Genomic DNA, 16,607 nt, shown 5'->3' with positions numbered 1-16,607 from the left:
GGAGGGCGGTCTCGCGTGCGTATCCTATTGGAGAGCCAGGTTCGCTTCTCGGAACGAACCGGCGGTGAGGACTGTGCCATGACGTTTGATCGTCGAAGTCTGCTGCGCGCCGCTGTCGCTGGCGGCGGACTGCTGGGGATGCAGGGTTTGCTGCCGGCCTGGGCGCAGACAGGTTCTCCTGGCTTGCGTGCGGACTACCCGACGCTGACGGGGGCGAATATTGATCTGACGGTCGGACAGTCGCCCTTCACCGTGAATGGTCGGACGGCCACGGCGACCACGATAAACGGCCAACTTCCTGCCCCGCTCCTGCGGCTTCGCGAGGGGCAGAACGTTCGCCTGGCTGTGACCAATCAACTGGACGAGGACACCTCGATCCACTGGCACGGCATCCTCTTGCCCTTCCAGATGGACGGGGTGCCGGGGATCAGCTTCCCCGGGATCAAGCCGCGCGAAACCTTCGTCTATGAGTTCCCTGTCCGGCAGTCCGGGACCTTCTGGTATCATAGCCACTCGGGTCTTCAGGAGGCGCTCGGCCACTACGGCCCCATCGTCATCGACCCGGCGGGCGCCGATCCGGTCGGCTATGACCGCGAGCATGTCCTGGTCCTGTCGGACTGGAGCTTCATGCATCCGCACCAGATCCTGGAGAAGCTCAAGAAAAGCCCCGGATATTTCAATCGCCATCGGACGACGCTGGCCGGGTTGCTCTCGGGCGCGGACGGCATGAGCCTGGCTGAGCGCCGGATGTGGGGCGCCATGCGGATGGACCCGCGCGACATCCTCGACGTCAACGGCACGACCTACACCTATCTGATCAACGGCCACGGCCCGCAGGAGAACTGGACCGGCCTGTTCCGGCCCGGTGAGCGGGTGCGCCTGCGCGTCATCAACGCCTCGGCCATGTCGATCTTCAACGTCCGCATTCCGGGACTGGCCATGACCGTGGTTCAGGCCGACGGCGAGCATGTGCGCCCGGTCGAGGTGGATGAGTTCCAGATCTCGGTCGCCGAAACCTATGACGTCATCGTCCGCCCGCTTGAGGACCGCGCCTACACCATCGTGTCGGAAGCCATCGACCGTTCGGGCATGGGCCGCGCGACCCTGGCCCCGCGGCTGGGCATGGCGGCTGAGGTTCCGCCTCTGCGTGAAATCCCTACCCTGACCATGAAGGACATGGGCATGGGCGACATGGGAGGGATGGACGGCATGGGGTCCATGGAGGGCATGGGGGCCGCCCCCATGGCCGGAATGGATCACGGCTCCATGGCAGGGATGGACCATGGCGCCGCAGGCGCCCAGGCCGGGGCTCAGGCCGGCGCCTCCATGGCTGGAATGGATCACGGATCCATGGGCGCCATGAATATGCGCGATCCTGACAATGCGCCGCCCAGTATGGCCGTGGGCGTCGGGGTTCAGACCATTTCGCCCATGCCCGCCAACCGTCTGGGCGAAAGGCCGCAGGGCCTGGAGAAGGTCGATCACCGGGTGCTGGTTTACACTGACCTTGTGTCGCTCGCTCCCAACAAGGACATGCGTCCGCCCAGCCGTTCGATGGAGATCCATCTGACCGGCAATATGGAGCGGTTCATGTGGGGCTTCGACGGACGCAAGTTCAGCGAGCTCGTCGAACCGATCCGGTTTGAACGAAATGAGCGTGTGCGGGTCACCCTGGTGAACGACACCATGATGGCCCACCCGATCCACCTGCACGGCCACTTCTTCGAGCTCGTCACGGGCGGGCCTGACGGGCATCAGCCGTTGAAGCATACCGTCAACGTCGCGCCGGGCAGCAAGGTCAGTTTCGATCTTACGGCCGACAACCCCGGGGACTGGGCTTTCCACTGCCATCTGCTGCTGCACATGCACGCCGGCATGTTCAACGTCGTCACCATTCGGCCGATGGAAGGCGCGGGGTCATGATCCGGCTGTCCGTTGCTCTGGTTCCGCTGTTGCTGGCGTCGACGCCGACCTTCGCCCAGACCCACGCCGGTCATGGCGCGACCCTGCCCACAATGCGTCAGGCTCCGGCCGCGACCGCGGAATGCGGCGCGCCGGGTTCGTCTGCTGCGGCTTCCACGGAGGCGAATTCCGCCAGGACGACCGCATCTCGCGCTCCGGCCTGCCCGCCAGGAACCGTGCCCGCCCGAGACGGCGCCGCCGGTCACGACATGTCCACCATGGACCAGGCGCAGCCTTCGCCGACGACGCCGGCCGGGCATGACATGTCCATGATGCCGATGGGTGCGGCTCCAACCGGGCAGGCGAGTCCTCCCGCCGGTCACGACATGTCCGCCATGGGCCAGGCGCAGCCTTCGCCGACGACGCCGGCCGGGCACGACATGTCCATGATGCCTATGGGCGCCACGCCCTCAGGACAGACCGACCCTCATGCCGGACACGACATGTCCGGCATGGCTGGAATGGCCATGCCGCCCAGTGTTCCCACAGGCGCAGACAATCCTGGACGTCCGCCCCAGGCGCCGCCTCCGCCCGGCGCCCTAAGCGGTTCCCCCCATGTCGCGGATCAGGTTTTCAACGCCGAAGATATGGCGGCGGCGCGAAGGGTGCTTCTTGCCGAACACGGCGATGTTCGCGCCAGCGCCGTGATGATCGACCAACTGGAAGCGACATCCGTGGATGGCGAAGCGGGTTATGCCTGGGAGGCCCAGGGCTGGCGCGGCGGAGATATCAATCGCTTCTGGTGGAAATCCGAAGGCGAGGGCGAGTTCGGCGGAGAGCTCGAGGAAGCCGAACTCCAGGCCCTCTACAGCCGCGCCTTCACGCCCTATTTCGACTTCCAGACGGGCCTGAGGCAGACCTATCGGCCAGAGGGCGACCGGACTGACCTTGTCGTCGGGGTCCAGGGCCTGGCGCCCTACTGGTTTGAAGTCGACGCCGCAGCCTTCCTGTCCAGCAAGGGCGAACTGACGGCGCGCGCCGAGGTCGAATATGATCAGAGGATCACCCAGAAGCTGATCCTTCAGCCCCGTGCGGAGGTGAACCTGTCGGCGGAAGATATTCCGGAGCTGGGTATCGGGTCAGGTCTGTCCACCCTGCAGGTCGGCGCCCGTCTGAGATACGAGATCCACCGTGAATTCGCGCCCTATGTCGGGGTCGAATGGACCAGGCGCTTTGGCGACACGCGCGATTTCGCCGAAGCCCGAGGGCGAAGCGCCGAAGACACCCGCGTGGTGGTCGGCGTCAGGGCCTGGTTCTAGTTTTTTGGAGAAGATGATGAAGATTCAAATTGCCGCAGCCCTGGCGGCTATAGGCCTGTTGGCGGCCTGTCAGCCGGCGGCCGAACAGTCGCAACCCAAGGAAGCGATCTCGGTCGCCGAGCCGGCCGCGACCACAACCGCCCCGGCCGTCGCGCCGGTTGCGGAAGCAGCCCCAGCGACCGAGACGACGGGGCAGGCCAAGGACGTCGCTCAGAAAACGGCTGAACCCGTCCAGGCTGCGCCAGCGCGTGAGCCCCGGCGTCCGTCCCAGACCCCGAACGTGAGCCCGTCTCAACCCAAGCCCCAGTCTGCGCCCATGCCGGGCCATGATATGCCGGGCCACGACATGTCGACCATGCCGGACATGCCCGGCATGGACCACTCTCCGAAACCAAGCCCGAACTAAGGAAGACAACCCATATGCGTAAAATCCTTCCCCTCGCCGTCGCCGCAATGACGATGGTTTCCGTTGGCGCCGCCGCCGCCCAGAGCTCGTCGACCAATCCCCATGCGGGTCATGGGAACATGTCGATGCCGGCTCCGTCGCAAGACGGCGTGAAGACGACGCCGGCCGACGGCTGGATGTCTTCGACGGCGCCGACCGTCTTCACCATCACCTTTCCTCATTCGATGAAGCTGACGTCGCTTACGGTGGCTACGGACGGCGGTCGTCCGGTCTCCATCCCGGTGCAGGCCGCGGCAGGCACGACCGTGACGACGCCCTTGCCCGCTCTGGGCAAGGGAAATCACGTGCTGACCTGGTCTGCGGAGGGCGCCGACGGCCACCGTATGAACGGCGCAACGCGTTTCATGGTCCACTAGGACGTCTTCATGGCGAAGCCGACCGACCGGCGCCGATATGGGCCTGGTCGGTCGGCTTCGCCGCCCATCTTGACTTGCCGACGCTTGGAGCGCGTAACCTGACGCCGTGATGTGGAACCTGATCCGCACAGTTTTGGTCGCCTTGGCTCTGGCCGGATTCTTCGGCCAGTCGACGGCGCACGCCATGCCGATCCAGATGTTCCAGAACGTCGGGATCGGCGCCGAGGCGATGGACTGCGCCGAGGCCATGGATATGGACGGGGACAGGTCCGAAAACCCCGGCGACTGCTGCAAGGACATGACGCCGGACTGCATGGCCAAGATGGGGTGCGCTGCTGTGGCCGCGCCGATGCCGCCGCTCGTCCTGATCCCTCCGCCGGCCTCGCGCGGTACGATCGCCTTTCTCCATTTGAACGTCTCGCGTGAAGGGGCCGGGCCCGCTCCGCTTCATTCTCCTCCACAACAGCAGGCCTGATCCGCCCATCGGTTTGATCGGCGCCCCAAGCGGCGCGCCCCTGTCATCCCGATGGAACGCCATGCCCCATGCGTCGCGCCGTTCGTGGCCGATGCACGCTGTTTCAAAGGAGAATTCATGCTCCCCCGTTTCCAGTCGGCCAGGTCGACCGTGCTTGTGCTCGCCGTCGCCAGTCTGTCAGGCGTCGCGGCCTGCCAGTCCGTAGAACGCACCAGCGCTTCTGACTGCGTTCGCCAAGTCTCGCCGCCGTCTTCCGCCCCCCATGACGTGTTTCGTCGTGTGGTTTGCGTGGCCCCAGGTGAAGGCCGCTCCGCCCATCGGGCTCCGGCTGTCGCCGAGCGCACGAAAGGGGAGGCGGCGTCGGCCGCCTCGAGGCATCGCCCTGACCAGGGGGTGCTGTAGTGCGCGCGCTTGGCCTGCCTTCGGTCCTTGCGTTGTTGGCTGCCTTCGGCGCCATGTCGGCCCAAGCCGAGCCCCTGACCTTCGAGGCCGCCCTGGCGCGGGCGGCCTCTGACGCCCCTGATCTTCGCGCCAGCGCGCTTGGCGTCGATGCGGCCCGCGCCGCCGTGGTCGCGGCCGGGCGGCTGCCTGATCCCAGCCTCAAGTTCGGGCTGGACGGCTTTCCCGTGACCGGCCCCATGGCGGGCCGGTTCGGCGAGGACGACTTCACCGCCCTGCGGGTCGGCGTCGAGCAGGAGTTGCCCAGCCGGGCGCGCCGTCGCGCCGAGCGCAGCCTGGCCGAGGCCGCGATCGGCGTCGCGGTCGCCGACGACGCCTCGGCGCTGCGCGAGGTGCGGATCGCGGCGGGCCTGGCCTGGATCGATCTCTATTATTCAGACCGCAAGCTGTCCGCCGTGGACGCGGTCCTGGCGGCGCTGCAACCGCTCTGGGACGCCGCCCCTTCCGGGGTGGCGTCGGGCGCGGATCGTCCGGCCATGGCCCTGGCGCCGATCCAGCTCAAGGCCGCGCTGGACGATCGGCGCAGCCGGCTGGTAGCGGAACGGGAGGCTGCGCGCGCCGTGTTGACCCGGTGGACGGGCGACCCGGCGCCCACCACGGACGGCGCGCCGCCGTCGGACGCGCCGGACTCGTCGGCTTTGCGCATGGGGCTTGTAAACCTTCCTGTGCTGAAGGCTTACGATGCCGAGGATCGGCGGGCCCAGGCCGAACTCGACCTGGCAAGGGCCGGACGACGTCCGGACTGGTCGGTCGAGGCCAGCTATCAGCGCCGCGATCCCGCCTTCGGCGACATGGTTTCGGTGGGCGCCAGCGTGCGTCTGCCGCTGTTCCAGGGGCAGCGTCAGGAACCCTTGATCGCCGCGCGGTCCGCGGACGCGCGCAAGGTGGGAGCGGAGCGCGAGGGGGCGCGCCGCCAACTGGAGGCGGACCTGCAGCGCGATCTGGCCCAGCACGCCACGGACCACGATCAGTGGATCAGGGCGCGCGACATCGTCCTGCCCGCCGTCGTGCAGCAGTCCGATCTGGAGACCGCCGCCTATGCCGCCGGTCGGATCGGGCTCGCCGAAATCGTCCAGGCCTTCACCGCCGTGGCCAACGCCCGGCTGGACGCGCTGGACAAGGAGGCGGCGGTGATGCGTCACGCCGCCGAAATCACCCTGACCTATGGGAGCGACCGATGAGCGGCTTCAGCTACAATCGCCTCGGCGTCGCCCTGGGCGCTCTGGTGCTGGTGGGGATCGGCGTCGGGACCGGCCTGGTGATCGGTCAGCGATCCGGCGGCCCTGACGCGCCTGCCGCTGACGCGGGAGGGGGGCGAAAGGTCCTCTACTATTATGATCCCATGTATCCGGACCGGAAGTTCGACAAGCCGGGTCAGTCGCCCTTCATGGACATGCCCCTGGTCGCCAAATACGCCGACGAGGGCGGGGCTGGAGCGGCTTCCGGCGGCGTGCGCATTGATCCGGCCCTGACGCAGAACCTGGGGGTTCGGTTTGCGACGGCGCGCATGGGAAGCCTGGGCGGCGATCTGACCGCCACGGCCGTGATCGACTATAATCAGCGTGATGTGGCGATCGTGCAGTCGCGGGCCGACGGCTTCGTGCAGCGGGTCTATGATCGCGCGCCCGGCGACGTCGTCGCCGCCGGCGCGCCCCTGGTCGATCTGCTGGTTCCCAGCTGGGGCGGGGCGCAGACGGAATATCTGGCGGTGCGCCGCACCGGAGACGCCGCGCTGATTCAGGCCGCGCGACGCCGGCTGGTCTTGATGGGGATGTCCGAGGGCCTGATCGCCTCGGTCGAACGCAGCGGGCGGCCGCGGGACACCATCACCATCGCCAGCCCGACGGCCGGCGCCATTCGCACCCTGGCGGTCCGGCGCGGCATGAGCGTGACGCAGGGCGCCGCCCTGGCCGAGATCAGCGGCCTGTCGACCGTCTGGCTCAACGCCGCCATCCCCGAGGCCCTCGCCGGACAACTGCGGGTCGGACAATCCGTGGAGGTAGGCCTGACGGCCTTCCCGTCCGAACGCTTCACCGGCCGCCTGACCGCCCTGTTGCCCGAGGTGTCGGGCGACAGCCGCACCCTCACGGGCCGCATCGAACTGGCGAACCGGGGCGGACGTCTGCGGCCGGGCATGTTCGGCCGGGTCGTATTCGGCGGGGCGACGACGCCTGCGCTTCTTGTGCCGTCCGAGGCGGTCATCCGCACGGGTCAGCGCGACATCGTCATGCTGGCCCTGCCTGAGGGGCGCTATCAGCCGGCCCAGGTTCGCATTGGACGCGAGAGCGGCGGCCAGACGGAAATCCTGGCGGGCCTCCGCGCCGGAGAGCAGGTCATCGCCTCGGGCCAGTTCCTGATCGATTCCGAGGCCAGCCTGTCGGGCGTCGCGGCGCGACCCATCGACGGCGACGCGCCCCCGGCGGCGTCGCCCGCCGCCGGGACGGCGATGAAGGAGCCGGGCCGGTGATCGCCCGCATCATCAGAGCTTCGGTCAAGGGGCGGGTCTTTGTCCTGATGGCGGCGCTGGCCCTGCTGGTCGCCGGGCTGTGGGCGGTCAGGAACACCTCGGTCGACGCCCTGCCGGACCTGTCGGATGTCCAGGTCATCATCCGCACCAGCTACCCCGGCCAGGCGCCGCAGATCGTCGAGAACCAGGTCACCTATCCCCTGGCGACCACCATGTTGTCGGTGCCGGGCGCCAAGACGGTGCGCGGCTACTCCTTCTTCGGCGACAGCTATGTCTATGTCCTGTTCGAGGACGGAACCGACCTCTACTGGGCCCGGTCGCGGGTGCTGGAATACCTCAGCCAGGTCCAGTCCAGGCTCCCCGACAGCGCCCGGCCCGCGCTGGGGCCGGACGCCACCGGCGTCGGCTGGATCTATGAATACGCCCTGGTCGACCGGACCGGGCGTCACGATCTGGCGCAGCTTCGCAGCCTGCAGGACTGGTTCCTGCGCTATGAGCTCAAGACCGTGCCGGGGGTGGCCGAGGTGGCGGCCATCGGCGGCATGGTGCGGCAGTATCAGGTCGTTCTGGACCCGATCAAGCTGGCTGGCTACGGCGTCATGCACCAGCAGGCGGTCGAGGCCGTCCAGCGCGCCAACGCCGAAACAGGCGGCTCGGTGCTGGAGCTGGCCGAGGCCGAATACATGGTCCGGGCCAATGGCTATCTGACCAATCTGGACGACTTCCGCGCCATACCGATCCGCACCGCGGCCGGCGGCGCGCCCGTGACGCTGGGCGACGTGGCGACGATCCAGATCGGCCCGGAGATGCGGCGCAGCATCGCCGAACTGAACGGCGAGGGCGAGGTGGCCGGCGGCGTGGTGGTGCTGCGCTCGGGCGAGAACGCGCGGGCCACCATCAAGGCCGTGCGCGACAAGCTCCAGACCCTGAAGGCCGGCCTGCCGCCGGGCGTGGAGGTCGTCACGACCTACGACCGTTCGCAGCTGATCGACCGCGCGGTCTCCAACCTCAGCCAGAAGCTGATCGAGGAGTTCATCATCGTCGCGCTCGTCTGCGGCCTGTTCCTTTGGCACGCGCGTTCGGCGCTCGTCGCCATCCTGACCCTGCCGCTGGGGGTGCTGGCGGCCTTTCTGCTGATGCACGCCCAGGGGGTGAACGCCAACATCATGTCGCTGGGCGGGATCGCCATCGCCATCGGGGCCATGGTTGACGGGGCGATTGTCATGATCGAGAACGCCCACAAGCATATCGAGAGATGGGAGCACGACCATCCCGACCAGAAACTGGCCGGCGAGACGCGCTGGACCGTCATCACCGAGGCGGCCGCCGAGGTCGGCCCGGCCCTGTTCCTCAGTCTCGTGATCATCACCCTGTCCTTCGTGCCGGTCTTTACGCTTCAGGCGCAGGAGGGGCGGCTGTTCGCGCCGCTCGCCTTCACCAAGAGCTACGCCATGGCCGCGGCGGCCATTCTGTCGGTCACTCTGGTCCCTGTGCTGATGGGCTATATGATCCGGGGACGAATACCCGCCGAGCAGAGCAATCCGATCAATCGTTGGCTGACGCGGCTCTATCGTCGGCCGCTCGACTGGGTGCTGAAACGGCCCCGGACCACCCTGGCCATAGCCGTCCTGGCCTTCGCCACCACCGCCTGGCCCCTGAGCCAGCTGGGCGGAGAGTTCATGCCGCCGATGGACGAGGGCGACCTGCTCTATATGCCCTCGGCCCTGCCGGGACTGTCGACCGCCAAGGCCGCCGAGCTTTTGCAGCAGACCGACCGGATGATCCGTTCCGTGCCCGAGGTCGCCACCGTGTTCGGCAAGGCGGGGCGGGCCGAAACCGCGACCGACGCCGCGCCGCTGGAGATGTTCGAAACCACGATCCAGTTCAAGCCGCGCGACCAGTGGCGGCCGGGCATGACGCCGGAGAAACTGGTCGAGGAGCTGGACCGGGTCGTGCGCGCGCCGGGCCTGGCCAATCTCTGGGTGCCTCCGATCCGCAACCGCATCGACATGCTGGCGACCGGGATCAAGAGTCCGATCGGGGTCAAGGTCTCCGGGGCCGACCTCGCTGAGATCGATCGCATCGGCGGCGAGGTGGCCAAGGTCGCCCAGACCGTGCCGGGCGTCACCTCGGCCCTGGCCGAGCGGCTGACCGGGGGGCGCTATGTCGATATCGACATCGACCGGGAGGCGGCGGGTCGATACGGGCTGAACATCGCCGACGTCCAGTCAATCGTAGCCGGCGCCATCGGCGGCGAAACGATCGGCCAGACCGTCGAGGGCCTGGCTCGCTATCCGATCAATGTGCGCTATCCGCGCGAACTACGGGATGATCTTGAGCAACTGCGGGCGCTGCCGGTCCTGACGCCGTCGGGTCAGCAGATCACCCTGGGCACGGTCGCGAAGCTCGAGATCGCCGACGGCCCTCCCATGTTGAAGTCCGAGAACGGCCGGCCTTCGACCTGGGTCTATGTCGATGTCCGCGGGCGAGACCTGGCGTCCGTCGTCGCCGATCTGAAAGAGGCCGTGGCCAGGGATGTGCGCCTGAGCCAGGGCGTCGTCATCGCCTACTCGGGGCAGTACGAATATCTGGAGCGGGCGGCGAACCGGCTCAAGATCGTGGCGCCGGTCACGCTCGTGATCATCTTCATTCTGCTGTATCTGACGTTCGGTCGTTTCGACGAGGCCTTGCTGATCATGGCCACCTTGCCCTTCGCCCTGACCGGCGGAATCTGGATGCTCTACCTGCTGGGCTATCACCAGTCGGTGGCGACCGGCGTCGGCTTCATCGCCCTGGCCGGCTTGTCGGCCGAGTTCGGCGTGGTGATGCTGATCTACCTCAAGCACGCGCTGAGAGATCGGGGGCTGAACCCTGATCGCGATCAGGTGGAGGCGGCGGTCCGGGAGGGGGCGCTGCTTCGGGTCCGGCCCAAGGCCATGACGGTCGCTGTCATCATCGCCGGCCTGTTGCCGATCCTGATCGGCCACGGCGCCGGATCGGAAATCATGAGCCGCATCGCCGCGCCGGTCATCGGCGGCATGCTGACGGCGCCCTTGCTGTCCATGCTGGTGATCCCGGCCGGATACCTTCTGCTTCGCCGTCGAAAACTTCCCAACCCCGCGTCCAACCCTGGAGAACCCAAATGAAACACGCCCTCATTCTGTCGGTCGGTCTGGCCATCGGCCTCGGCGCCTGCAACCAGAAGACGGAACCAGCGCCGGTCGAGGCGCCGGCCGCCGCCCCGGCGACCTCCGGCGACATGGCCGCCACGCCCATGGCCCCGGCCGAAGCCGTAAAATCCGGCGTCGGAACGGGCGTGATCACGAAGGTCGATGCGGCGGCAGGCTCGGTCACGATCGATCACGGTCCGATCCCGGGCGTTGACTGGCCCGCCATGACGATGAGCTTCAAGGCGGCCCCGACCGTGGTCGTGAAGGCCAAGGTCGGCGAGCGCGTCCAGTTCGACGTGACGGTGCGCGGTCGTGAATCCGAAGTGACCGCGATCCGGCCCGAATAGGCACGGTCGTCCCCGGAGAAAGTCGGCGATGGGGCAAACGCCGCGTCGTCGGCTGGCCCCCTAGGCCCCAGGCCCTGGGCATTGCGACTACGGTCTGTTCTGCGGCAGGGCTTCAAGCCTCCAAGGCGAGAAGGCGCGAGAAAGGAACCCGAACGGCGCCGGAACCGAGCGAGGTCTGGTCGGTTTCCGATGACGTCCTCTGGTCGTCCCGAGGACTGCGGTCCCGACCTGTCCGGACGCCTTCCCCGGCGCGGATAGATCGGGACTGCCCCAGCGGACAGCCTTGATCCAGGAATGATGTCCTTCGCGTTTGGCGTCCGTTCCCGAGACAAGGCGATTGGCAAGGAACAGGATGATGAAGGTCAACGAATGCATGAGCACGGACGTGCAGGTCTGCTCGCCCGGCGACTCCATCGGCGACGCTGCGCGGATGATGAAGAAGATCGACGCCGGTTTCCTGCCGGTCGGCGAGAATGACCGGTTGGTCGGGATGATCACCGATCGCGATCTGGCGGTTCGCGCGGTCGCGGAAGACCGAGGTCCGAAAACGCCTGTACGCGATATCATGAGCGCCGAGGTCCTCTACTGCTTCGATGATGAGAGCCTTGACGACGTCGCCTCCCAGATGGGCGCACAGCAAGTCCGCCGGCTCCCGGTCCTTAGTCGGAGCAAGCGGCTGGTGGGGATCATATCCCTTGGCGACATCAGCCAAGTCGGTGGAAATGGTTCACAGGCCGCTGCGGCGCTTGCAGGAGTAACCGAACCGAGCGCCCGTCACAGTCAGCATTGAGGTTTCATGCCTGGTCGTTCTTCTCTGACCGTGCCGCCACTCAACGCTGTGAAAGAGGGATCCGAGGGTGAGGCCGACCGGGCGTGGCGGAGCATGGGCCGGTCTCCGCCCCGCGCGTTCGCTGCATTCCCCCGCACCCCAAAGACGACCCTGAAGCCTGCTTGCGCGCAGGGGCTCGGGTCATCGCCGTGTCGCCCGGGGCGGCGAACCGGTCAGCGACTGAGGATATGAAAAGGCCCCGTCGACAAGCTTGGGCGCGAACTGACGGGGCCTTGTGCTTTTAGCGACGAACCGGGTTCGCGCCTTCGAAGGTCATGAAGGGGGCGGGGGCGCCGCTGCCGAAGCGCATGACGTCATAGCGTTCGGGGGCGTAGCCGGGGGCTTCCATGCCGGGCGAGCCGGTGGGCATGCCGCCGACGCCGATGCCGCGCGCGGCGCCGGGCGCCTTCAGGAAGGCGTTGACGGCGGCGGCGGGGACATGGCCCTCGATCACCTTTCCATCGACGACGGCCGTGTGGCAGGACCACAGGGATTCCGGCACGCCGAGGCGGACCTTGACCGGGGCCAGGTCGTCGGTGGGGACGACGCGAATGGCGTAGCCGGCCTTGCGCATATGCTCGACCCAGCCGCCGCAGCAGCCGCAGGAATCGCTCTTGTAGACGGTCATGTCCGAGGCCTGGGCCACGGTGGGCAGGCCGTTCAGCAGGAAGCCCGCGCCGCCGAGAATGGCGACGCCGGCGGCGAGGGCGGAAATCTTGAGCTTGTTCATGGTCAGGCGGCCTCGGCCGGATAGCCGGCGGCGTCCAGCGCGGTCAGCAGGGTTTGACGGTCGGCGTCGGTCGAGACCTCGACGCGGCGAGCCTCGATGTCGGTGGTGATCTGGGCCGAGGCGTCGACGGAGTGAATGGCCTTCTCGACGCTGGCGACGCAGCCGCCACAACGGATCTTGGGGATGTTGAGCACCTGTAGATCGGTAACTCCGGGGCCGTGAGCGGACATGGGCGGACCTTTCAACATTTGACGCCTGTCGGTTCTAATCCTTCCCCTTATGGGAAGGTCAACGGCCGGAACCATGATTTTTCGTGCTGGTCAGGCTCGGGGCGCGCGAGTGTCGCGCATCGTCACTGTAGTCCGACCGGCTCCCTCGAAAAGGCGGCGTCTAAAATTACGCGTGTGGCGACCTGTCGCAAGGGGAGGCGACCCGACGATGCGTAGTACCCAGTGAAGCTCGCGATGGCGTCGTCAGCGATGAGCGTCGTTCAAGGAAGGAATATCTATCATATGTCGAGCATGGCTCTCGATCGTAGGTCTCTGTTGCGCGGCGCGGCCGCTGGCGGCGGACTGCTTGGCCTTTCGGGCCTGATGCCAGCCTGGGCGCAAACCGGGTCGCCGGGGCTGCGCGCCGATCTGCCGACGCTGACGGGGCCGAATATCGACCTGACCGTGGGGCATTCGAACTTCACCGTCGGCGGGCGCACCGGCCACGCCTTCACCGTCAACGGCCTGTTGCCCGCGCCCCTGCTGCGGATGCGCGAGGGTCAGAATGTGCGCCTGTCGGTGACCAATACCCTGGACGAGGACACCTCGATCCACTGGCATGGCCTGCTGCTGCCGTTCCAGATGGACGGGGTGCCGGGCGTCAGCTTCCCGGGCATCAAGCCGCACGAGACCTTCGTCTACGAGTTCCCGCTGAAGCAGTCGGGCACCTATTGGTATCATAGCCATTCGGGTCTGCAGGAAGCCATGGGCCACTATGGGCCCATCGTCATCGACCCGGCGAGCGCCGATCCGGTCGGCTATGACCGCGAGCACGTTCTGGTCCTGTCGGACTGGAGCTTCCTGCACCCGCATGAAATCCTGGCCAAGCTGAAGAAGAGCCCCGGCTACTTCAACATGCAGAAGACCACCCTGGCGGGCCTGCTGGATGGCTCGGACGGCATGGATCTGGCCGAGCGCCGGATGTGGGGCGGGATGCGGATGGACCCGCGCGACATCCTGGACGTCAACGGCACCACCTATACCTATCTGATCAACGGCCACGGCCCGCAGGAAAACTGGACCGGTCTGTTCCGCCCCGGCGAGCGGGTGCGTCTGCGCGTCATCAACGCCTCGGCCATGTCGATCTTCAACGTTCGCATTCCCGGTCTGGCCATGACCGTGGTTCAGGCCGACGGCGAGCACGTCCGCCCGGTCGAGATTGACGAGTTCCAGATCTCGGTCGCCGAGACCTATGACGTCATCGTCCGCCCGCTTGAGGACCGCGCCTACACCATCGTGTCGGAAGCCATCGACCGTTCGGGCATGGGCCGCGCGACCCTGGCCCCGCGTCTGGGCATGACGGCCGAGGTTCCGCCGCTGCGCAAGGTGCCGAACCTGACCATGGCCGACATGGGGATGGGCGGGATGGCCGGCATGGATCACGGCTCGATGGCCGGGATGGATCACTCGGCTCATGGAGCAGCGGGCGCCGTCGCCGCCGGGGCCGCCGCCGCGCCGATGGACCACGGCGCCATGAGCATGCGCGACCCGAACAACGCTCCCGCCGACATGGCGGTCGGCGTCGGGGTGGACGCCATCGCGCCTTCGCCCGCCAACCGACTGGGCGAGCGGCCGCAGGGTCTCCAGGACGTGGATCACCGGGTGCTGGTCTATACCGACCTGCGCGCGCTGGAGCCGAACAAGGACACCCGTCCGCCGTCGCGTTCGATGGAAATCCATCTGACCGGCAATATGGAACGGTTCATGTGGGGCTTTGACGGGCGCAAGTTCTCGGAGCTGGTCGAACCGATCCGCTTCGAGCTGAACGAGCGGGTCCGCGTCACCCTGGTCAACGACACCATGATGGCCCACCCGATCCACCTGCACGGCCACTTCTTCCAGCTGGTCAACGGCCACGACGGGCATCAGCCGCTGAAGCATACGGTCAATGTGGCGCCGGGATCGAAGGTCACCTTCGACCTGACCGCCGACGCGCCGGGCGACTGGGCCTTCCACTGCCACCTGCTGATGCACATGCACGCGGGGATGTTCAACGTCGTCACGGTTCGTCCGTTGGAAGGAGCCGCCCGATGAGCCGCGCCCTGTTCGCCGCCGTCGCGGTTCTGCCTTTGATGCTGGCCGCCGGTTCGGCCGTCGCCCAGAGCCACGGGGGGCATGGCGGCCACGGCGCCCAGGCCGCACCCGCGCGCCCGCCGCAAGCTCGACCGAGGCCCGCGCCCAAGCCCAAACCGCGTGCCGCCGCCCCTCAGCCCCGGCGCGCTACGCCGCCGGCCCAGGCGCCTGTCGTCGACCCTCATGCGGGCCACGACTTGAGCGGGATGCAGGCGGCCCCGGCTCCGGCGTCTGCCGCTGACCCGCATGCCGGCCATGACATGAGCGGGATGCAGGCGGCGCCTGCCACGGCGCCCGCTGCTGATCCGCACGCCGGCCACGATATGAGCGCCATGCAGATGGCTCCCGCCCAGACGCCTGCTGCTGATCCTCATGCCGGACACACCATGAGCGCGGCCCCAGCGGCAGCGGCCGACCCGCACTCTGGCCATGACATGAGCGGGATGCAGGCGACGCCTGCCGCCGACCCTCATGCGGGTCACGACATGGGCTCGGCTGCTGCGACGGTTCCAGCGACGACGCAGCAACCGACAACCAAGACCTGCGCCTGCCCGAAATGCGCAGAGCAGGGCGCGGCCCACGACTGCACCATGCATGACAAGCCGGCGGCAGACCCCCACGCGGGTCATGACATGGGCGCCGCTCCGGCGGCTGCGACCGACCCGCATGCCGGGCATGACATGAGCGGTATGCAGACGGCCCCCGCCGCGGACCCTCATGCCGGTCACACCATGGCTCCGGCGGCTGATCCCCACGCTGGTCACGATATGAGCGCCATGCAGGCGCCCGCCGCCGATCCCCATGCGGGTCACAACATGGGTGCTGCCCCGGCGGGCGCGGCTGATCCTCACGCAGGGCATGACATGTCGGCCATGGCGGGCGGCGCGCCCAACATCCCGACCAGCGTCGACGCGGTCGGCGGCCGGATGGTCGAAACGCCGCCGCCCGCCGCCGCCCGCGCCGCGCCCGCCCACGCGGCGGACATGCTGTTCGACCCCGCCGTCATGGCGGCGTCGCGCAAACAGCTGCTGGTCGAGAACGGCGACGTGCGCACCACGGCGGTGCTGATCGACTCCATTGAAGCCAGTTTCGGCGACGGCGAGGAGGGCTACAGCTGGAACGCCCAGGGCTGGACCGGAGGCGACATCAACCGCTTCTGGTGGAAGACCGAAGGCGAGGGCGCGTTCGACGGCAAGCTGCACGACGCCGAGGTCCAGGCCCTCTACAGCCGCGCCGTCGCGCCCTTCTGGGACGTACAGGCGGGCGTGCGGCAAGACTTCCGCCCGGATGGCGACGACACCACCCATCTGACGGTCGGGGTGCAGGGCGTCGCGCCCTATTGGTTCGAGATGAGCGCCGCCGCCTTCCTGTCGACCGAGGGCGACCTGACCGCCCGCGCCGAGGCGGAGTACGACCAGCGCATCACCCAGAGATGGATCCTGCAGCCCGCGATTGAAGTGGCCCTGTCGGCCAGCGACATTCCCGAGCTGGAGATCGGTTCGGGCCTGACCTCCGTCACGGCGGGACTGCGCCTGCGCTACGAAATCCGCAAGGAGTTCGCGCCCTATGTCGGGGTCGAGTGGAGCCGCGCGTTTGGCGACACCGCCGACTACGCCAAGGCCCGCGGCGACGACGTGGATGCGACGCGTCTGGTCGTCGGGATCAAGGCCTGGTTCTGACGTCGAAAAGTCGGAGACGGTCGCAGGACCGTCTCCGGTTCCTACTCCGGGTCAAGCGCCCCTAGG

The 16,607-nt window shown here is 67.7% G+C and carries 14 protein-coding genes; 12 read left to right on the top strand and 2 right to left on the bottom strand.

Going from position 1 to position 16,607, the window contains the following annotated elements; translation table 11 throughout:
- The first annotated feature begins 78 nt into the window (after positions 1–78).
- From AC3IPP_RS10105 to AC3IPP_RS10060, 10 genes are all read left to right on the top strand, one after another.
- Positions 79–1,923, top strand: a complete 1,845-nt coding sequence (locus tag AC3IPP_RS10105) for a copper resistance system multicopper oxidase (RefSeq protein ID WP_489148890.1) — start codon at positions 79–81, stop codon at positions 1,921–1,923.
- On the top strand, positions 1,920–3,221 hold the full coding sequence (locus AC3IPP_RS10100) for a copper resistance protein B (protein ID WP_489148889.1): 1,302 nt from the start codon (positions 1,920–1,922) through the stop codon (positions 3,219–3,221). Before AC3IPP_RS10105 ends, AC3IPP_RS10100 begins: the two co-directional genes overlap by 4 nt.
- A 16-nt stretch (positions 3,222–3,237) precedes the next feature.
- Positions 3,238–3,627, top strand: a complete 390-nt coding sequence (locus AC3IPP_RS10095) for a hypothetical protein (RefSeq protein ID WP_489148888.1) — start codon at positions 3,238–3,240, stop codon at positions 3,625–3,627.
- A 14-nt stretch (positions 3,628–3,641) separates the two neighbouring features.
- A complete protein-coding gene (locus AC3IPP_RS10090) occupies positions 3,642–4,043 on the top strand; it encodes a copper resistance CopC family protein (RefSeq protein WP_331033255.1) in 402 nt (133 codons plus the stop codon).
- Positions 4,044–4,152: 109 nt separating this feature from the next.
- On the top strand, positions 4,153–4,518 hold the full coding sequence (locus tag AC3IPP_RS10085) for a hypothetical protein (protein WP_331033254.1): 366 nt from the start codon (positions 4,153–4,155) through the stop codon (positions 4,516–4,518).
- A 401-nt stretch (positions 4,519–4,919) separates the two neighbouring features.
- Positions 4,920–6,158, top strand: coding sequence for a TolC family protein (locus tag AC3IPP_RS10080; RefSeq protein ID WP_489177393.1), 1,239 nt, complete (start codon positions 4,920–4,922; stop codon positions 6,156–6,158).
- Positions 6,155–7,444, top strand: coding sequence for an efflux RND transporter periplasmic adaptor subunit (locus AC3IPP_RS10075; protein ID WP_489148886.1), 1,290 nt, complete (start codon positions 6,155–6,157; stop codon positions 7,442–7,444). Before AC3IPP_RS10080 ends, AC3IPP_RS10075 begins: the two co-directional genes overlap by 4 nt.
- Positions 7,441–10,590, top strand: coding sequence for an efflux RND transporter permease subunit (locus tag AC3IPP_RS10070; protein ID WP_489148885.1), 3,150 nt, complete (start codon positions 7,441–7,443; stop codon positions 10,588–10,590). The genes AC3IPP_RS10075 and AC3IPP_RS10070 overlap by 4 nt, the downstream gene beginning before the upstream one ends.
- On the top strand, positions 10,587–10,961 hold the full coding sequence (locus AC3IPP_RS10065; protein ID WP_489148884.1) for a copper-binding protein: 375 nt from the start codon (positions 10,587–10,589) through the stop codon (positions 10,959–10,961). The genes AC3IPP_RS10070 and AC3IPP_RS10065 overlap by 4 nt, the downstream gene beginning before the upstream one ends.
- Before the next feature lie 355 nt (positions 10,962–11,316).
- On the top strand, positions 11,317–11,751 hold the full coding sequence (locus AC3IPP_RS10060; protein ID WP_489148883.1) for a CBS domain-containing protein: 435 nt from the start codon (positions 11,317–11,319) through the stop codon (positions 11,749–11,751).
- Between the two features lie 280 nt (positions 11,752–12,031).
- On the opposite strand, the gene AC3IPP_RS10055 is transcribed toward AC3IPP_RS10060, so the two are convergent.
- Both AC3IPP_RS10055 and AC3IPP_RS10050 read right to left on the bottom strand, forming a co-directional pair.
- Positions 12,032–12,520, bottom strand: coding sequence for a DUF411 domain-containing protein (locus tag AC3IPP_RS10055; RefSeq protein WP_489148882.1), 489 nt, complete (start codon positions 12,518–12,520; stop codon positions 12,032–12,034).
- A gap of 2 nt (positions 12,521–12,522) precedes the next feature.
- The gene (locus tag AC3IPP_RS10050) at positions 12,523–12,750 is read right to left on the bottom strand and encodes a heavy-metal-associated domain-containing protein (protein ID WP_489148881.1); all 228 of its coding nucleotides are present in this window, start codon (positions 12,748–12,750) and stop codon (positions 12,523–12,525) included.
- Between the two features lie 291 nt (positions 12,751–13,041).
- Between AC3IPP_RS10050 and AC3IPP_RS10045 the strand changes: the two genes are divergently transcribed.
- Both AC3IPP_RS10045 and AC3IPP_RS10040 read left to right on the top strand, forming a co-directional pair.
- Positions 13,042–14,823 (top strand): copper resistance system multicopper oxidase, encoded by a 1,782-nt coding sequence (locus AC3IPP_RS10045; RefSeq protein ID WP_489177392.1) that lies wholly within the window; start codon positions 13,042–13,044, stop codon positions 14,821–14,823.
- On the top strand, positions 14,820–16,541 hold the full coding sequence (locus AC3IPP_RS10040) for a copper resistance protein B (RefSeq protein WP_489148879.1): 1,722 nt from the start codon (positions 14,820–14,822) through the stop codon (positions 16,539–16,541). Before AC3IPP_RS10045 ends, AC3IPP_RS10040 begins: the two co-directional genes overlap by 4 nt.
- Positions 16,542–16,607: the final 66 nt, after the last annotated feature.

This window comes from Brevundimonas sp. KH_060 (assembly GCF_057838275.1).
Note: the sequence above shows the minus strand (reverse complement) of the source record. Positions and strands in the feature narration are given on the sequence as shown.